Source organism: Neobacillus sp. BP17 (assembly GCF_059579525.1).
This window is the reverse complement of record NZ_CM184198.1, coordinates 613040-630079: the sequence shown is the minus strand read 5'-3', so window position 1 is coordinate 630079 and position 17040 is coordinate 613040. Positions and strand designations below refer to the sequence as shown.

Genomic DNA, 17040 nt, shown 5'->3' with positions numbered 1-17040 from the left:
ATAATAATAAATAGGTTAACAATAAAACGAAATAATCGTAAATAAAATTAGATTCACTCATTGAAACACTAGATTCGCTCGATGCAGTCTAAAATTCGCCCATTGGAACCCCATATTCGCCCATTAACCTGAAAAATCCGCCCGTTGATTGGACAAATCGGTGACAAGGCGCAAAAAAAAGCGGGAATATCTCCGCTTTTTTCGAGATTTATTGATACTATAGTCTGGTTTAACCTTACCCATAATGGTTATGCCTAACTGCTCTAACGGTTTCACTTCGTATGAAATGTCCGGCGATATAGCAATAATTCCTGAAATGCTGTCACTATAATCCAAGGCATAATCAAGAGTAATCAAGCCCCCAAGGCTATGCCCCACAATATACAAAGGCCTTTCAGGCTGATCTAGCGCAACAAGGTTTCGAAACTCATGTAAATCTCCTCTAAATTCATCCCATGATTGGATAAATCCCCTTTTACCAGAGCTTTTTCCATGACCGCATAAATCAAACGTATAAACTATATACCCACTTTTAACCAGTCTTTTGAATAGATTTTGCATTCCGCCGCTATGGTCGCCATGTCCATGAACTAAAATAACTGCTGCTTTTGGAGCTGTTAATGGTTCGATTACTCGAAAGAATAGTTCTGTTCCACCGACACCATTAAATGTCCCTGCTGTAATCATCTTTGATAATCCTCCTGTTGCAAACACGATTAAAAAATGGATTTGACCATAGAAAACTTATTAAATCCATTTTAGTATAAAACAAGGCAAAAGCAATTATATTCAGGTGCATTATAATACCTTTTATAAAAAGAAAAAAATAGACACCCCATCACTTCGGTAAGGGTGTCTGTTAAAGCTTTCATGGAATCATGCTTTTACATTCAAATTCCTAATCCTATTGCCAAGGTGGAATACTATCTCAATACTAGCCAGTTCTTAATTAAGAAAGCATTTCTTCTTTTTCTTTTCCGTATTTATTATTCCCCTTTTTCTCCTTTTCCTTTAAAACATAGCTGAGTAAGTCTAGTACAATACGGGCTGCTACTTGTCCGGTCATGCCTGTTGGATCATATGGCGGGGCAACTTCTACTAAATCAAAACCGATGACTTCTCCTCTTTTGGAAATTCCTTCAAGCAATTCATTAACCTCATCATAAAGGAGGCCCCCTGGAGAAGGTGTACCTGTTCCAGGAGCAATTGACGGATCGATTCCGTCAATATCAATTGTTACATAATATTTTTCTCCTGCAGGAATTAGCTCCAGCACTTCCTTAAGTCCCTTCTTTCTCATCTGACGAGGTGATAGGATCACACTGCCATACGCTCTTGCTGCTTCGACGTCTTCTTTTTTGCTGCTGCTAATCCCGCGAATGCCAAACTGAAATATCTTCTGAACGTAATCCAGCTCAGATAAGCGGCGAATGCAGTTTCCGTGACCATATCGCATTCCCGAGCGATGATCCGCCCAGTCTAAATGGGCATCAATTTGAATCACATGAAACGGACCTATGTCTTCTAGTCCTTTTCCGACTGCTGCTGTGATGGAATGATCGCCGCCTAGTACAACCGGCATAGCACCTTTGGAAATAATTTTTCGGATTGCTTCTTCTGTATTCTCATGGCACTGCATAATATCTCCGTGTACCATGTCTACATCACCGCAGTCGACTACTTTCCATTCAGGTCCTAGGTACATAATATCGTTTTCAATATCATAAGCACCCTCCAAACCGAAACTATATAATGTAGAGCCTTCGCGGATTCCTCTAGGGCCCATTCTTGCTCCTGATTTCCATTGTGTACCCATGTCATTAGGCACCCCAATGACCGCCACATCAGCGTCAAGCTGGTTCAGGTCCGCACATATTGGGTATTTCCCAAAAGTACAAATTCCTGTAAAAGGTAAATTTAAAAACTGTTTTTCATTACGATTAGACATTCATACTGCCTCCTTCTAGATTTTCATCCTCGCTTTTTGCTAATGCAAGGTTTTCTGCCAGCGGGCCAGTCTTAATAAAGGATTTTAAATTTTGCTCTATACTTTTTATACAATTAATTTTCAATTAAAGTAGTGGTTTTCACCTCATAAGTCTTTTGAAATAAGTTTAGATAGTCCTCTTTTGTCAGATCTCTTGAATTCGCCTGAGTACATAAATGTTTAAAGGCTCCTTCCACTAGAAAAGGGAAGTCTTCGGGATTTACATTGCCTAAATCTCGGAAGCTAGGAATCCCGATGTTATTTGCCAGCTTTTTTAACAGCACAACACCTTCGTACGCCGTTTCCTCAACTGTTTTTCCTTCAGGATTTGCCCCAAGCTTGATTGCTACCTGGGCGTGCTTTTCTGGATTTGAAGGAATATTAAATTCAAATACATGTGGAAGAAAAATTGAATTCGCCACTCCATGTGGAGTATCATAGAGTCCTCCAAGTGGTTCGGCCATCGCATGTACAGCCCCAAGATCCGTGTTATCAAAGGCGATGCCTGCAACTAAACTGCCCAAAAGCAAATTTTTCCTAGCCTCTAAATCATGACCATTTTCTACTGCTAATGGAAGGTATTTGGCTATTAATTCAATAGCATATAGCCCCAAAGCATCTGAAAGTGGTTGAGCAACTTTGCAGGTATAAGCTTCAATTGCATGTGTAAGTGCATCCATTCCTGTAGCTGCTGTAATCGATTTAGGCAAGGTTAACGTCAATTCAGGATCAACAAGTGCCAGTTTAGGAGCGATTTTCAAATCTAGTATCGCCTCCTTCTGTTTCGTCACGGTATCCGTAATGACAGACCCTCTTGTCACTTCACTACCGGTACCTGAAGTTGTCGGAATACAAATTAGTGGCGGGATTTCCCGTTCCAGTAAATTTACCCCGTAACGTTCTCTTAGCTCTCCTCCATGTGTAAGAAGTGTCCCAATTGCTTTAGCTGTATCCATTGAGCTTCCGCCGCCAAGACCAATTAAGAGATCGATATTCTGATTTTTAAACTGTTGATAAGCACTCTCGCAATCTACATCTTTTGGATTAGGTGATATTTCATCATAAACAATATAATTGACACCTTCTTGATCTAATGACTGTGTGATTTTTTCCAAAATTCCTGTTTGCGCAAGTCCTTTATCTGTAATAATAAGCGCTTTATTTCCACCTAATTCTTTAGCCCTTTTCCCAATATTCTTTACTTTCCCATTCCCAAACTCTATAGAAGTAGGCAGATTAAAATGAAAATCCCATAACATAATAAATTCCTCCTCTGTTTTTTGAATATTCCGAATTTAAATTTTATATTTTTAATTAATTGCTAAACCATTCAGTTGGCTTAACATCTAAATTAATATTGATTTGCTTTACCTCAGTAAACGTATCCAAGCCAAAGGTTCCTAACCCGCGGCCAATCCCGCTCTGCTTGTAACCTCCCCACGGTGCTTCATTATAGGCGAGGTTATAAGCATTAACATAAGTAATTCCGGCTCTTACTTTTTTAATAACCCTCAAAGCTTTGGCGCCATCTTGTGAAAAAACACCAGCTGCAAGCCCGTATGAAGTATCATTTGCCAGCTGGATTGCTTCCGCCTCATCTTTAAACTTTTGAACGACAAGAACTGGACCAAAGATTTCTTCCTGAACAATTCTCATGTCAGGTTTGGTGTCAACAAATATTGTTGGTTCAATGAAATAACCATTTTCAAGCCCGTTGCTTGTGATACGGTTGCCACCGCAAGCTAATGCAGCCCCTTCGTCTAAGCCAATTTGAATATATTCAAGGATCTTCTTCATATGGTCTTCACTTACAAGCGGGCCCATCTCGGTAGAGGAATCATCCCCAGGGCCAACCTGAATCTTTTTCGCTCTTTCTACCAATCTAGCAATGAACTTATCATGAATGCTCTCTTCTAACAGTAAACGGGATCCCGCATTACATACTTGGCCGGCATTGGTAAAAATTCCGTTCAAAGCATAATCGATGGCTGTCTCAAAATCTGCATCAGCGAAAACAATATTTGGCGACTTGCCGCCTAGTTCGAGTGAAATGTTTTTAATATTTCCTGTTGCTGAATTCATAATTTTTCTACCCGTTGCTGTACTACCTGTAAAAGAAATCAGATCCACCTTTTGGCTTTCTGCTATTTCATTTCCTACTGTTGAACCACCTCCCAAAACTAAGTTTGCAACACCAGCTGGTACCCCCACTTCTTCCATGATCTCAAATAATTTGTAAGTGGTGACTGGAGTGATTTCAGCTGGTTTAAATACAAGCGTATTTCCCGCAGCAAGCGCAGGGGCTATTTTCCAAGCTCCCGTCAACAATGGAAAATTCCATGCAGCGATAAGTCCGCATACACCGACAGGTTCCCGAATAACCATGGCTTGCACAGGATCGGCAACAGAATACGTTTGACCATTTGGCTTTGTCACTAACCCAGCATAGTATCGAAAGCAATTCACGGTATCAGCAATATCAAACTCGGATTCTTTAAGAGGTTTTCCCGTATTCTCTGTTTCAAGTTGGCTAAGCTCGTCTGCCTTTTCTTCAATCTTATCCGCTATTTTAAATAAGTAGGTTGCACGTTCAGATGCCGGTAAGTCTGACCAAATTCCAGAATCAAAAGCTGTTCGTGCTGCATTAATCGCCATTTGGGCTTCTTCTCTACTTCCCTGCGGGGCCTCAGCCATGATATTACCGTTTGCAGGATTCACAACATTACTCTTAGCTCCTCTTAATGAATCCATCCATTCACCATTAATAAACATTTTCAACTTCAGCATTTTTACAAACCTCCAGTATATTATTTTCACCTTACCTGTTGAGGGATAACCTCTCGATCAATGTCATGGACATTTTGTGGAATCAATTCTTTATCAAAATGAAACTCAGGAAGTGGTTGGCGGAACCATTTCGTCAAATAAATAAGATAAATCAAGCCGCATGCCATCCAGATGCCCCCGAGAATCAACGCATCCCTTTCTAAATGCGACCACAACCATACCGTAAACCCTGCGCCAACGAGTGGTAATAATAGGTACCGAATGCAATCCTTAAAAGAACGCTTATGATTTCTGATAAAATAATGGGCGATAACAGACAGATTTACAGATGTAAAGGCAATTAACGCTCCAAAATTGATAAACTTAATAACTTGTTCTAGGGTTAATGGAATTGCGAGTAAAGAAACTACGCCAATCACAATGATGCCAAGTGACGGTGTTTTAAATTTAGGATGAATGTATCCAAATATATTTTGGGGTAATACGGAATCTCGTCCCATCGCATATAACACTCGCGATGCACTTGTGATTGAAGCGATTCCTGAAGAAAAATTTCCAATAATCACTGCTGTAATAAAAATGGACTTAAATAAATTTCCTCCGATCAGCACTGCAATTTCAAGGGCTGCAGAATCAGCATGTTTGAATGAAATGCCAGGATGCACCAATTGTGCTAAGTAAGAAGAGCCAATATACAAAACTCCGATAAACAATAGCATGATGATAATGGCTCTTGGGATTGTTTTTTCGGGATTGATTGTTTCCTCTGATAAAGTAGTGAGTGAGTCAAAACCAAGAAAACTAAAGCAAAGAATGGTAGCTCCTGCCAAAATAACGGACATGGAAACATCTGCATCAAACAATGGCTTAATGGAGAAAAGACTACCCGCCCCTACTCCTTCTGATAAACTTTTGAAGGATAATATCCAAAAAAGGCAAACAAAAATGACTTGAGCAATAACAAAAATTTTACTCGTTATTGCTGAGATCTCCACACCCAGTATGCTAGGAAATACGATGCTTGCAGTCAACACAATTACCCACACATAATGCGGGATTCCAGGAAATACAGCACTTAAAAAGACAGTGGACATCAAGCAGGTGACCATAGGCGTTAATATATAATCAAGCATAATCGTCCAACCTACAATGAACCCAACCTCAGAATTAATAGATTTTTGCGTAAAGGAATAGGCTGACCCTGAGATCGGGTAGGCTTTCGCCATCTTGCCATAGCTGAGAGCTGTAAAAAGTATTGCTAGAAAAGCAATACTGTATGCAGTCGTAATAACACCTCTTGAGGTAACGGCAGCAATTCCATAGGTATTAAAAAACACCATGGGGTTATTCCATGCAATCCCTAAAAAAACAACCTGTGACAAAGTAAGTGTTCTCGCAAGCGCTTTCTGTTTCATAACTCAACTCCCTCCGTATTAGTAAATTTAATTCTTAGATGATTTAGAAGATTTCGTATTTTTATTGTAAACCTTGTTGTTACACAAAGGTCAATAGATGTATTATATTTTTTAGGGGGGTGAATTCCTTGAAAATAAAGGAAAAATTAACCATTGGTGAAATGGCGAGATTAAGAGGGGTAACAACGGAGACTTTACGCCACTATGATCGAATTGACCTATTCAAACCTCAATATGTAGATCCCGATTCGGGGTATCGCTACTATTCTATTTTTCAATATGAAGTTTTAGGGACCATTAAAGAGTTGCGGCAACTTGGGATGAGTACGGACGAAATAAAGGATTATTTTAATGAACGCAATTTTAATAAGTCCTTGGACATTCTGAAAACCAAGCATACGGAACTTGTGTCAAAGCTGAACGAGCTACATGACTTGGAGGAAAATATTCGGGGTAAAATTGGATACTTAGAGCATGTAGCGAAAGAAAAAGAACTTCAATCGGTGTTCTTCCGCGAAATAGGAAGAAGGAAGTTAATTACCTTAAATGAAAAAATAAATAATAATTTGGAACTCAGTTATGGTGTTATAAGGTTAGAAAATATGCTCACCGAGAAGACACCCATTCTAGCTAGTAATAGACTAGGCATTATCATCCAGGAAGCGGATCTTCGAGCGAAACGATTTGAAGAACCATCCATTATTTTTGTAGTGGCAAAAAATAAGGAAAAAATACCTAAACAGTGTCAGATGACGGTTCCTGCTGGGTTATTTGCGTGTATTCGTTATAACGGAGAATTATTATGGAATCGCAGCGAAAGCTTGAGTAAGATATTGGAATATCTTGATGAAACCGGATATCATATAACCGGCGATGCGCTGCAAATTATGCACGTCGATATTACAATCACCGATAAACCAAATGAGATTACATTCGAAATTCAAGTTCCCGTTCAAATAAAAAATTTTTCCCAATAAAAACACAGGGGTCAACTAACCCCTGTGTTGAATTACTTTTGATTGTCTAACGATAAATTCAATCCTTTTTGATAATATTGCTTCATCATTTCTTCAGGAACCATATTTCCACCAGTCCCCCAGATAATATGTGTAGCTTTACTCATTTTTTCCGTTAAATTATGCTTCAGTAAATAATTCGTTCCATCTTTAGATAATTTAATTGGTCCTATCATGCCTGCTAGTGCTGAAGGTTCTAAACGAATCCCCTCTGTATCAACTAGTTCCTTTAATAGCTTATACAACTGTTCATCGCTAACCGTATAATTACCACTTAGAAACGGTTCTATAGTTTTACCTACAAATCCAGATGGTCTTCCTACAGCAAGTCCATCAGCGTCTGTTACATTATCAAGACCAATATCTTGCACAGAAATTTTATCATGAAGTCCAGTCATTAAACCAAGTAACATACATGGAGAGTGGCTAGGTTCTGCAAAGAAACAGTGAACATGGTCTTGATATACTAACTTCAAACCAAAAGCTATTCCGCCAGGACCACCGCCTACTCCACATGGAAGGTAAACAAACAAAGGATGATTTTCATCAATTGTTATCTCTAACTCTTCTAATTGTTTTTGTAATCGAGATGCTGCTACTGCGTATCCTAAAAATAGGTCATAAGAATTTTCATCATCTACAAAATAACATGTAGGATCCCCATCTGCTTGGAGTCGACCTTCCTCTACTGCTTTACTATAATCCGATTCATATTCTATTACATTAACATTTTTGCTTCGAAGTAAGTCTTTTTTCCATTGTTTTGCATCAGCCGACATATGAACGGTCACATTAAAACCTAACTTTGCACTTATGATGCCTATACTAAGTCCTAAATTTCCAGTCGAGCCTACTGCGATTGAATATTGGGAGAAGAAGGCTCGAAACCTATCACTATCTAAAATGGAATAGTTATCTTCAATTGTCAACAATTGATGTTGAAGAGCTAATTCTTCGGCATGTTTGAGAACTTCATAAATCCCGCCTCTTGCTTTTATAGACCCTGATATAGGAAGGTGACTATCACACTTAAGCAATAATTCACCCAATATAGGTTGTTGATAATTCTGCTCTAAGGATTGTTTCATGGAAGGAATTCTCACCAATGGAGATTCTATTATCCCATTCTTCTTTTTTGTTTCTGGGAAAACTTTGGAAATATATGGAGCAAAACGTTTCAATCTTTCCTCTGCATCCTTTACATCGTCTTGAGTAAGGGGGGATTTTTTAATTCCTGTTTTAAACTTTTCAATTTTAGGATTTAACCACAATATTTCATTCAACGAAATGAGTTTGTTTAGTAAAGGATAGTTTTCTTTCCATGTTTGTAGATCACCGAATTCAATCTCTTTCACTTTGATAGTCCTCCTCATTAACTTGATTATAGTCATCAAAACATTGTAAAATATAATTTAACAAATGTTAAATGCAGTTTAACATAGATATTTTTGGTTGTTAAGTATTATTTAAAAACGTTAAATTTAAGTTAACGATTAATCAAGGAGTGCATAGTAATGGAAGATATAGATATTGGTAAGAAGGTTGAAAAATATAGAAAAGCTAAAGACTTAAGCATTAGAGAATTAGCAAAGTTAGCTGAAATAACGCCTTCAATGTTGAGTCAAATCGAACGCGGCTTAGCAAACCCTTCTATTCAGACTCTTAAAGTTTTAGCGAAATCCCTAGACGTTCCTACATTTAGTTTTTTCATTGAAGAAACAAACACGGCTGATTTAGTTGTTAGGTCTAGTCATCGAAAGAAAATGATCATTGAAAACTTATCCTATGAGCTAGTTTCACCTGATTTTACTGGAAACCTTGCAACAGCCATTATGAATTTTCCACCGAACACTGCTTCATCTAAGAAACAGTTGGAGCATAAAGGAGAAGAAGTTGCTTTTGTATTAGAAGGGAAAATTAAAGTGTTTTTAGATGATGAAGAATACATATTGGAATCTGGTGATAGTGTAAAAATACCAGCACAAATGAAGCATAAATGGGAAAATAATTTTAATGAACATGCTGCCATACTTTTTTCGGTGACTCCACCAATTTTTTAATTTTCTTATTAACAAACGGTCACAGAATACTTTTCCATTTAGGATTTGGAGCTCTTTTAAAAAGCATCTTTTTCAATTAGAAACGGGGCAGCATTCCAGTAAGAAATAAAGGCGAAAAAAAGGATTTGAAGAAATACACTTTAACAAGGGGATGCAGTGCAAACTGTGTCCCCTAATCATTTGCTGCACGCAGTATAGTCCGTTGTAGGTTTAGCTACAAAATAATCCGGGATTGAGTGGTTAAAGATTTATCGATTTAAATCTAAACGTCTTTAGTTATATCATACTTTAACAATTGTTGATGCATATAAAACTTCTCGAAAATAATACCCATTAAATAGAAAAATAACAAACCAAAAAAAATGTGAATGAGTGTAAATTTAACTCCAAATGAAGCAAATTCATATACAATAACCGGTAATTTTGCAGTTGTCCAAACTCCTAAAAAAAATACAATATAGCGTATGCTTGCTCCTTTTTTTAATAATAGTGCCGCAATTGGAAAAGCTACGTAGAGGGGACCAGCTGCAATTACTCCTAATAATAGAGAAAACAAAATTCCATAGATGCCGGATTTTTCTCCCATATATCTTATAAGTGTTTCTTTCTGCACCCATTTGTCAATCAAACCTACGAATATTAAGACAGGAGGGAGTAGAAACAGCATATCTAGAATGCTTTTTCCTGTTAATTGAAATGCGTTCCACCCCACCGATCGGTTTATAAAGGTAAGGATAATGAGCCCAATTAATAAAATGAAAAAGAAACAATACCTTTTTAATTCATTCATCCCATCACCACCCAAATAATATATGAAAATATTAGAGACATTACCACTGCAGATACGTTGCGAGAATAGGCAAAACTTCTCCCAAATATCTTTTGTTCCATAGGTAAAGTTGTGATTCCTACGGACATTAATGTAGACATTAATACTGCTACTTGAGGAAGTCCTGCACCATTTTGAACTAATGTGTGTCCAAGAGGAAATACAACAAAGCTTGGAACTAGTGCAATAGAACCAATTAATGCTGAATAAACAATACCTGTCAATCCAGATTTTTCTCCAATGATTGAAGAAATTAAGGAAGGAGTTAATATAGATAGGGATAGCCCAACGAAAAGCATAATTGATAAAATGTCAGGAATAATATTACGAAAGCTTTTCCATGACTTTAATAGAGCATCTGTTGTTTTATTTCGATCTTTTATAAAAGAAATACTGAGAAGAATGATAGCCATAGCGTAAAGTATAGCACCATTAATCATGATTAGACTCCTTCCATTCTTTGTATTTATTTAAGAAAAATGATAAGTTCTTCATTTTTTCTTCTATATCTATTTGAAAATCTTCTAATTTACTTTTTCCAACTGTAGTAATTTTGTACATTTTTATCAGCTTATCTTGATTAGATGTGTCCAAATAAGACTCAACAGCACCTTCTTTCTCTAATGTTTTTAATGTGCGATAAAGAATGGCACTATCAATTGGGTTGATGGGAAGCTCTTCTTCACATTTCTGCAGGAGTTTCCCTCCATAGCTATCTCCCTCTGTTAAAAACAGCAGAAGAAATGCACCTGTATGTCTCCCTGTATGTTTCATGAAATATATAACCTCCTAATTTAAATGTAAAATTTGTTTGGCAATAAATTACTGTTAATAACAGTATACTGTTATTAACAGTAATATGTCACTGACAGTATGTCCTTTTTAAAAAATTTTTTGTTCAATTTTTCTGTCAGCTTTCGCAGGGTTAGTTGGATGGTAGCTTAAGAATGGAATTACAGTTTCATCTCGTGTGATGGCAGAACAAGCGGGGATATTGTTTAAGAGAAATCCATAGTTATCACCTATGACTCCCTTATAACTTAGGAACCCTTAAAATATGAAAAGACGTGATTCTGATAAATCACGTCTGTAGCCGAGTAAAATTTGCACAATCTATTTAGCAATAAAAATTCCTATTTGTCTTTGTATTCCCAAATACCCAAGTGGCCCTTCGCCGGAATGTATTCCTCAAGTTTCTTCATATCCTCAACTTCCCAAGCGAAGCCTCCCACACGATAGTCACCTAAGAAATAGTCATTGCCTGAAACGATTCGTCCATCTTCAAGGACTGCCCATGTTTGGTTGTTCTCTATGACTTTCAAACAATTCACAAGTTGGCAGACGGCGATAATCATCCCAGTCGGAAGGTCCTCTTTTATGTATCCATGCTTACCAAGCAGCTTTTGGATGGCGATATGATTGCAGACCGCCTTATCTATTTTTTTGCTCGTGTGAATTGCCAACGGTCCTCGATATTTTGTTCTCCATGTTCTTGTTTCAAACTTGGCCTCTCTCAGGACAAAAAGGCTTGCCCATGGCTGAATCATTGATAGAACTTTCATACATACAGCCTCCAACTTTTATAAAGTTAATTTAACAACCAATTATAGGTATTTTTTTATTATGTGTATTTTCTTGGTATAATAGATAATGTTTTTAAAATTACATGTATGGTGATTAGCTGATTTAGAGTCAATTCACTATTTATATAGTAGGTAAAGATAAATTTTAGTAAGTTTTATCGTTACGAAAAGAGGAGGAACATATGAATAAACAGAGTATATACGGATTAACGATCGATCAATTAGCCGCCTGGCTTGAGGCCCACGGCGAGAAGAAGTCGAGAGCACAGAAAGTTTGGGAGTACCTTTATCGAAAGCGTGTCACAGCATTCTCGGAGATGACGGAAGTTAATCCAGAGTGTGTTCAACTATTAGCAGACAACTTCGTGATCCAAACCTTACAGGAACACATTAAACAAGAATCCGCTGATGGCACGATTAAGTTTTTGTTTAAATTGCAGGATGGCAATTTAATCGAAACGGTTTTAATGAGGCAGAAATACGGCCTTTCAGTTTGCGTGACAACACAAGTTGGCTGTAACATCGGCTGCAGCTTTTGTGCAAGTGGGTTATTAGCGAAAAGCCGCGATTTATCCAGTGGGGAAATTGTTGAGCAAATTATGAATGTGCAGCTGCATCTGGACAAAAAAGGCCTGGGAGAAACCGTCAGCCATGTGGTTGTGATGGGCATTGGGGAACCTTTTGATAATTTTGAAAACCTATTAGATTTTATCAAGGTAATAAAAGATGATAAAGGACTAGCCATCGCGGCTAGACGTATCACCGTCTCCACAAGCGGTCTTGCGGACAAGCTGATTGAGTTCACGGATAAAGGGCTGCAGGTAAACCTGGCAGTGTCATTACATGCGCCAAATAATGAACTTCGTACGCGTATTATGAAAATAAACCGGGCCATTCCGATTGAAAAATTAATGAAGGCTATGGAGTATTATGTAGACAAAACAAATCGACGGATTACGATTGAATATATTCTGCTGCGAGATGTAAATGACCATAAACAAGAAGCTGAGGAGCTTGTCGACCTGCTTCGTCCACTCGGGCAGAAAGTCTATGTAAACTTAATTCCATATAACCCGGTTGATGAACACAGTCAATATCAACGAAGTGAACAGGAATCGGTATTGTCCTTTTATGATACGTTGAAAAAGGGCGGGGTTAATTGTAAGATCCGCCAAGAGCATGGCACAGACATTGATGCCGCGTGCGGTCAATTACGGAGCAAACAAATAAGAAATGCTTAAGCATAGTTTTTTAATAAGAAAAGCGCAAGCGCCCTGGTCAGCGGCGTATGGCCTCCTCGAAAGAGCTAACGCTCTTTCTTCGTGCGATGCTTATGCTGCCGAAGCCTTCCTTGTGGAGCACTCCAACTGAGATAAAGGAAACACGAAGAGCCGGAGGCGCATTCGTGCTTGACTTATCGTAGGGCGGAGAGCGAAGGACACTAGCCGCTAGGGTGCTGGAGCTAGACAGTAATCTTATAAGACCGGGTAGCGATACCCGGTCTTTTTTTGTCGATGCGGATTTCGACACTTTCCCCTCCATTTCCCGGGAAAAAATTCAGTTGATACAAGTGTTTATACTAAAACTAATCAAACGTTTGGTTAGTTTTATTTTTGTCGGAAATAGTCCAAACCCATAGAAAAAAGGTATCTAAATAATCTTTAGACACCTTCTTTTTTTGCTATTCGCTATCGTTACTCGGTAAACTTTTTAAAAATTAATGTAGCATTATGTCCGCCGAATCCTAATGAGTTGGATAAAACAACTTGAACATCTTTCTTCTTTGCCTCATTTGGGACATAATCTAAATCCAGTTCTTCATCCGGCGTTTCATAGTTGATGGTTGGCGGAATGATTCCCTCATTGATGGCTAAAACAGAGAATATCGCTTCAATTGCGCCAGTGGCACCCAATAAGTGACCAGTCATTGATTTCGTGGAACTAACCGATAAATGGTAGGCATGTTCTTTGAAAACTTCTTTAATGGCTAACGTTTCATACAAATCATTATAATTAGTGGATGTCCCATGTGCATTAATATAGTCAACTTGTTCAGGGGAAATATCCGCATCGTCTAATGCCAATTTCATTGCCCTGCCAGCCCCTTCTCCGTCTGGTGCAGGCGTGGTAATATGATGGGCATCACCGGTTGCGCCATAGCCGATTAATTCTCCATAAATCTTAGCACCACGGGCAATTGCGTGTTCTAGTTCTTCTAGGACCACAACTCCTGCGCCTTCCCCAATTACAAAACCATCGCGATTCTTATCAAAAGGCCGACTTGCTGTGTTCGGATCAGGATTTTTAGAAAGAGCGGTCATATTCGAAAATCCAGCTACGGTCATTTCAGTAATCGTCGCTTCTGTTCCACCCGCAATCATCATCTCCACATCCCCTTTTTGAATGACGCGGAATGCATCACCGATGGAATTGGCCCCGGATGCACATGCAGTCACCGAACAATTGTTGATTCCTTTAGCACCCAGCGCAATGGAAACTTGTCCAGCTGCCATGTCTGGGATAAACATCGGAATGGTAAACGGGTTGACTCTTCTTTGTCCTTTTTCAATAAACTTCCTATGTTGTTCCTCGAATTCACCTAGTCCGCCAATTCCTGAACCAATCCAGACACCGACCCGTTCTGCTGGAATGTCTTCTCCGATCTGAATCCCCGAATCCTTTACGGCCATTTGACTTGCTGCTACCGCAAACTGGCTATAACGCCCCATCCTTCTTGCTTCCCTTTTATCCATAAACTCTTCTGGTGCAAAGCCTTTTACTTCCGCAGCAATTTTAATATCGACCTTTTCTACATCAAAGATAGTGGCTGGGCCAATACCCGATACACCATTTTTAATATTTTCCCATGTTGTTTGAGCATCATTCCCCAAAGGAGTGACTGCTCCAATACCTGTAATCACTACTCTTTTACTCATAATAATGCTCTCTCCCACCCAGTTATAAGTTACCTACACTCTATAGTGTATCGAATTCAGAGAGGATGGACAAATTGATTGCAAACGATTTTAGGATTTAGTTTATTCAGATGTAACCAACTGTTTTAGCAATATAAGAACTATTTCGGACAGAAGGTTGTTTTCAGTTTCATGAACATATACATTAATCGTGCATTTCTACCTTTTTGCGTATGAGGATTCATTTTTGTGCTGAGGCATTTTATGAATAGTTTGTCACAATAACATGAGGAATTCCCTTGGCTTAAACAGCGATCATGATGGTAACAGCAGTTATCTACATCATTAATGGGTCTTCCCGGCCCGCTGCATCCTGGACCGCACCAGCGATAATTTGGAAAAATACAGAGGGGCAGGCTGTTTTTTCTCCGTGTCAATATCTCCACCTCCTAGAAATTGATTACTATATTAATATGAAAAAATAAAAAACCTGATTAGACTCGTTTTATAAAAAGATGTTAATCACAGCTGCAGCCCACATTCCAATAGAAATTTATTTTTGCTTGCAGGTACATGGTTCTCTAACAAGCTATGTTGGAATATAAATAAACATATATATAAACTTCACTTGAAAGGGGAATCAATTCTTATGGATTTTTGTATTTCTTGTGGGAGTGAATTATCCAAGTATGAAAGGAATCGAAGTGAATGCTGGGAGTGCATGGATACCACCACGGAAGCTTATACAGAAGAGGAATAACAATTAAAGCATAAACGGCCCCTAGTCCAATAAGGATAGGGGCCATTGTATTTTTTCTAAAGTGATCATGTACTCAATTAAGGGTATTCTAACGCTCTCGCTTTGTTACCGATAATTCTTTTATTTTCTCAACCCAATCCTTGAACGTTCCAAATTCACTTGCATCGAATCCAAAGTGCCTCTTAATAATATGGACAAATTCGCTTTCATGATCGTGAAAAACTCCATCAGAATAAATAAGCTGAAAGATTTCGGTTAAGACGATATATTTAGAGCGTTCACTTTTAAATTCGGTTAAAATTTCTTCTATAGAGAGCCCCTCGAGCTCATAATCGTCCAGCTCCATTTCCCTTTGATACTTTTTTAGCAAGGAATTTTCATATATGGATAATTTGCCATCAATTCTGGCAATCATTGCAGCCAATTCAAGAAATGCGATTTTTTCCCTTTTCTCTAGTTCTTCTAAAAACATTACACGTACCTCTCCTTTTAACCTTTGTTATATTTATACGAACAAATCCCCATAAGGTTTCATCGCACTTTTGTATATGATTCCCTAATTAATTATTAATATAGAAAGATCCTTCTACCTATTTCAAAAAAACCCAAGAAGACAAGAGCAGTTCTGCCCTTGTCTTAACTTTAACATTTGATTATTATGCCTTATTCTGCAAGTTCCAGTTCAATTCCATTGGAAGTGAAAAAATAACTTATTTCTTCAGAAACAGGTTCATCCGTAATAAAAATGTCGATTTCATTAGGACGCGCAAACGTTGCAATGGAACTTTTGTCAACTTTACTATGATCCAGCAATCCAATGACTTTATTCGCAACGGAAACCATGACCTTTTTTAATTCTACTTCATATAAGCTAAAATCAGAGAGGCCATCGCGAATATTAAAAGCGTGGGCAGATGTGAATAAAATATCAATATTAATTTTCCGTAATAGCTCCTCCCCTAATAACCCTTCGATGGAATTAGAATTGTTCCTAACAATTCCGCCAATGATAATGACGGTTAAATATGGATTCTCTTTTAACATCGCCGCTGTTGCAATTCCACTTGTAACAACTGTTAATCTCTTTTTTGTGTCACACAAAAATTTGGCTAGTTCGAAACAGGTTGTACTCGCATCTAAAAGAATACATTGCCCCTCTTGTATATACTTAAGCGCACTCTTACCGATCCTTTGTTTTTCCGCGCGGAATTTCTTTTCGCGAATTTCATAGTTTTTTTCAAGTTGATCCGATTCTTTATTAGTTTCTTCCGCTTTCAGCATCGCCCCGCCATGTGTACGTAAAAGCAAGCCTTGTTTCTCCATTTGGTTTAAATCCGATCGTATGGTGGCTGCAGAAATATTAAGCAAACCGGTCAAATCATTTACAGTTACGACTCCCTTTTCTGTCAGTAATTCAATTATTAAATTTCTGCGTTGATCTGCGAACATAGTTCCACCCTTTCATTTATTTTCGAAAGTTTACTAAACATTCTACCGAAATAATATATTTACTCATATTATATAGCTAAATGGCTAAAAAGTCCTGTTTAATCACCGAATATGCTAAAATATTTATTTTTTTCATTTAAATCTACTTTCACTTTATTTTGTTTTATTTTGCTTTACCGCGGTAATTAAATATATTTGAAAATAAAGGAAAACAAAATTTCATACTTCTTAGTAAAATA

Annotated in this window: 16 protein-coding genes; 3 read left to right on the top strand and 13 right to left on the bottom strand. The window is 38.0% G+C overall.

All coding sequences use genetic code 11. From position 1 onward, the window contains the following. Nucleotides 1-123: 123 nt before the first annotated feature. The 5 genes from AC4QJR_RS03050 to AC4QJR_RS03030 all read right to left on the bottom strand — a co-directional run bounded on the left by AC4QJR_RS03050 (nucleotide 124) and on the right by AC4QJR_RS03030 (nucleotide 6189). Complete coding sequence (locus AC4QJR_RS03050; RefSeq protein WP_496525236.1) at nucleotides 124-687, bottom strand: alpha/beta fold hydrolase; 564 nt, start codon at nucleotides 685-687, stop codon at nucleotides 124-126. Nucleotides 688-949: 262 nt separating this feature from the next. After that, nucleotides 950-1948, bottom strand: a complete 999-nt coding sequence (gene speB, locus AC4QJR_RS03045; protein ID WP_496525235.1) for an agmatinase — start codon at nucleotides 1946-1948, stop codon at nucleotides 950-952. Between the two features lie 113 nt (nucleotides 1949-2061). Next, nucleotides 2062-3246: an iron-containing alcohol dehydrogenase gene (locus AC4QJR_RS03040; protein ID WP_496525234.1), complete on the bottom strand. Its 1185-nt coding sequence runs from the start codon at nucleotides 3244-3246 to the stop codon at nucleotides 2062-2064. A gap of 55 nt (nucleotides 3247-3301) precedes the next feature. After that, complete coding sequence (locus AC4QJR_RS03035) at nucleotides 3302-4774, bottom strand: aldehyde dehydrogenase family protein (RefSeq protein ID WP_496525233.1); 1473 nt, start codon at nucleotides 4772-4774, stop codon at nucleotides 3302-3304. Between the two features lie 26 nt (nucleotides 4775-4800). After that, nucleotides 4801-6189 carry an APC family permease gene (locus AC4QJR_RS03030; RefSeq protein WP_496525232.1) on the bottom strand — a complete coding sequence of 463 codons (1389 nt, stop codon included), beginning with the start codon at nucleotides 6187-6189 and terminating at the stop codon, nucleotides 4801-4803. 128 nt (nucleotides 6190-6317) lie between these two features. Between AC4QJR_RS03030 and AC4QJR_RS03025 the strand changes: the two genes are divergently transcribed. Next, complete coding sequence (locus tag AC4QJR_RS03025) at nucleotides 6318-7166, top strand: MerR family transcriptional regulator (RefSeq protein WP_496525231.1); 849 nt, start codon at nucleotides 6318-6320, stop codon at nucleotides 7164-7166. Nucleotides 7167-7198: 32 nt separating this feature from the next. On the opposite strand, the gene dsdA is transcribed toward AC4QJR_RS03025, so the two are convergent. Then, a complete protein-coding gene (gene dsdA, locus AC4QJR_RS03020; protein ID WP_496525230.1) occupies nucleotides 7199-8560 on the bottom strand; it encodes a D-serine ammonia-lyase in 1362 nt (453 codons plus the stop codon). Nucleotides 8561-8719: 159 nt separating this feature from the next. Between dsdA and AC4QJR_RS03015 the strand changes: the two genes are divergently transcribed. Next, nucleotides 8720-9265 (top strand): cupin domain-containing protein, encoded by a 546-nt coding sequence (locus AC4QJR_RS03015; protein ID WP_496525229.1) that lies wholly within the window; start codon nucleotides 8720-8722, stop codon nucleotides 9263-9265. A 262-nt stretch (nucleotides 9266-9527) separates the two neighbouring features. On the opposite strand, the gene AC4QJR_RS03010 is transcribed toward AC4QJR_RS03015, so the two are convergent. From AC4QJR_RS03010 to AC4QJR_RS02995, 4 genes are all read right to left on the bottom strand, one after another. Then, nucleotides 9528-10055 (bottom strand): permease, encoded by a 528-nt coding sequence (locus AC4QJR_RS03010; protein ID WP_496525228.1) that lies wholly within the window; start codon nucleotides 10053-10055, stop codon nucleotides 9528-9530. Beyond that, the gene (locus AC4QJR_RS03005) at nucleotides 10052-10534 is read right to left on the bottom strand and encodes a hypothetical protein (RefSeq protein ID WP_496525227.1); all 483 of its coding nucleotides are present in this window, start codon (nucleotides 10532-10534) and stop codon (nucleotides 10052-10054) included. Before AC4QJR_RS03005 ends, AC4QJR_RS03010 begins: the two co-directional genes overlap by 4 nt. Beyond that, the gene (locus AC4QJR_RS03000) at nucleotides 10527-10868 is read right to left on the bottom strand and encodes a PadR family transcriptional regulator (protein WP_496525226.1); all 342 of its coding nucleotides are present in this window, start codon (nucleotides 10866-10868) and stop codon (nucleotides 10527-10529) included. The genes AC4QJR_RS03005 and AC4QJR_RS03000 overlap by 8 nt, the downstream gene beginning before the upstream one ends. Nucleotides 10869-11227: 359 nt before the next feature. Further along, on the bottom strand, nucleotides 11228-11656 hold the full coding sequence (locus AC4QJR_RS02995) for an ASCH domain-containing protein (RefSeq protein ID WP_496525225.1): 429 nt from the start codon (nucleotides 11654-11656) through the stop codon (nucleotides 11228-11230). A gap of 203 nt (nucleotides 11657-11859) precedes the next feature. Here AC4QJR_RS02995 and rlmN point away from each other — a divergent pair, with 203 nt between their 5' ends. Then, complete coding sequence (gene rlmN / locus AC4QJR_RS02990) at nucleotides 11860-12918, top strand: dual-specificity RNA methyltransferase RlmN (RefSeq protein ID WP_496525224.1); 1059 nt, start codon at nucleotides 11860-11862, stop codon at nucleotides 12916-12918. A gap of 453 nt (nucleotides 12919-13371) precedes the next feature. Here the strand turns inward: rlmN and fabF are convergent, their stop codons facing one another. The 3 genes from fabF to AC4QJR_RS02975 all read right to left on the bottom strand — a co-directional run bounded on the left by fabF (nucleotide 13372) and on the right by AC4QJR_RS02975 (nucleotide 16801). Then, nucleotides 13372-14613, bottom strand: a complete 1242-nt coding sequence (gene fabF, locus AC4QJR_RS02985; RefSeq protein ID WP_496525223.1) for a beta-ketoacyl-ACP synthase II — start codon at nucleotides 14611-14613, stop codon at nucleotides 13372-13374. Nucleotides 14614-15440: 827 nt separating this feature from the next. Continuing rightward, the gene (locus tag AC4QJR_RS02980; protein WP_098576088.1) at nucleotides 15441-15824 is read right to left on the bottom strand and encodes a hypothetical protein; all 384 of its coding nucleotides are present in this window, start codon (nucleotides 15822-15824) and stop codon (nucleotides 15441-15443) included. Between the two features lie 191 nt (nucleotides 15825-16015). Further along, on the bottom strand, nucleotides 16016-16801 hold the full coding sequence (locus AC4QJR_RS02975) for a DeoR/GlpR family DNA-binding transcription regulator (protein ID WP_496525222.1): 786 nt from the start codon (nucleotides 16799-16801) through the stop codon (nucleotides 16016-16018). Nucleotides 16802-17040 lie beyond the last annotated feature (239 nt).

Bases quoted from the DNA above. Each gene is read 5' to 3' on its own strand.
- AC4QJR_RS02975 (WP_496525222.1), bottom strand. From the start codon at position 16,801: ATGTTCGCAGATCAACGCAGAAATTTAATAATTGAATTACTGACAGAA.
- speB (WP_496525235.1), bottom strand. From the start codon at position 1,948: ATGTCTAATCGTAATGAAAAACAGTTTTTAAATTTACCTTTTACAGGA.
- AC4QJR_RS02995 (WP_496525225.1), bottom strand. From the start codon at position 11,656: ATGAAAGTTCTATCAATGATTCAGCCATGGGCAAGCCTTTTTGTCCTG.
- fabF (WP_496525223.1), bottom strand. From the start codon at position 14,613: ATGAGTAAAAGAGTAGTGATTACAGGTATTGGAGCAGTCACTCCTTTG.
- AC4QJR_RS03000 (WP_496525226.1), bottom strand. From the start codon at position 10,868: ATGAAACATACAGGGAGACATACAGGTGCATTTCTTCTGCTGTTTTTA.
- AC4QJR_RS03035 (WP_496525233.1), bottom strand. From the start codon at position 4,774: ATGCTGAAGTTGAAAATGTTTATTAATGGTGAATGGATGGATTCATTA.
- AC4QJR_RS03030 (WP_496525232.1), bottom strand. From the start codon at position 6,189: ATGAAACAGAAAGCGCTTGCGAGAACACTTACTTTGTCACAGGTTGTT.
- AC4QJR_RS03010 (WP_496525228.1), bottom strand. From the start codon at position 10,055: ATGAATGAATTAAAAAGGTATTGTTTCTTTTTCATTTTATTAATTGGG.
- AC4QJR_RS03005 (WP_496525227.1), bottom strand. From the start codon at position 10,534: ATGATTAATGGTGCTATACTTTACGCTATGGCTATCATTCTTCTCAGT.
- rlmN (WP_496525224.1), top strand. From the start codon at position 11,860: ATGAATAAACAGAGTATATACGGATTAACGATCGATCAATTAGCCGCC.
- AC4QJR_RS02980 (WP_098576088.1), bottom strand. From the start codon at position 15,824: ATGTTTTTAGAAGAACTAGAGAAAAGGGAAAAAATCGCATTTCTTGAA.
- AC4QJR_RS03040 (WP_496525234.1), bottom strand. From the start codon at position 3,246: ATGTTATGGGATTTTCATTTTAATCTGCCTACTTCTATAGAGTTTGGG.
- AC4QJR_RS03050 (WP_496525236.1), bottom strand. From the start codon at position 687: ATGATTACAGCAGGGACATTTAATGGTGTCGGTGGAACAGAACTATTC.
- AC4QJR_RS03015 (WP_496525229.1), top strand. From the start codon at position 8,720: ATGGAAGATATAGATATTGGTAAGAAGGTTGAAAAATATAGAAAAGCT.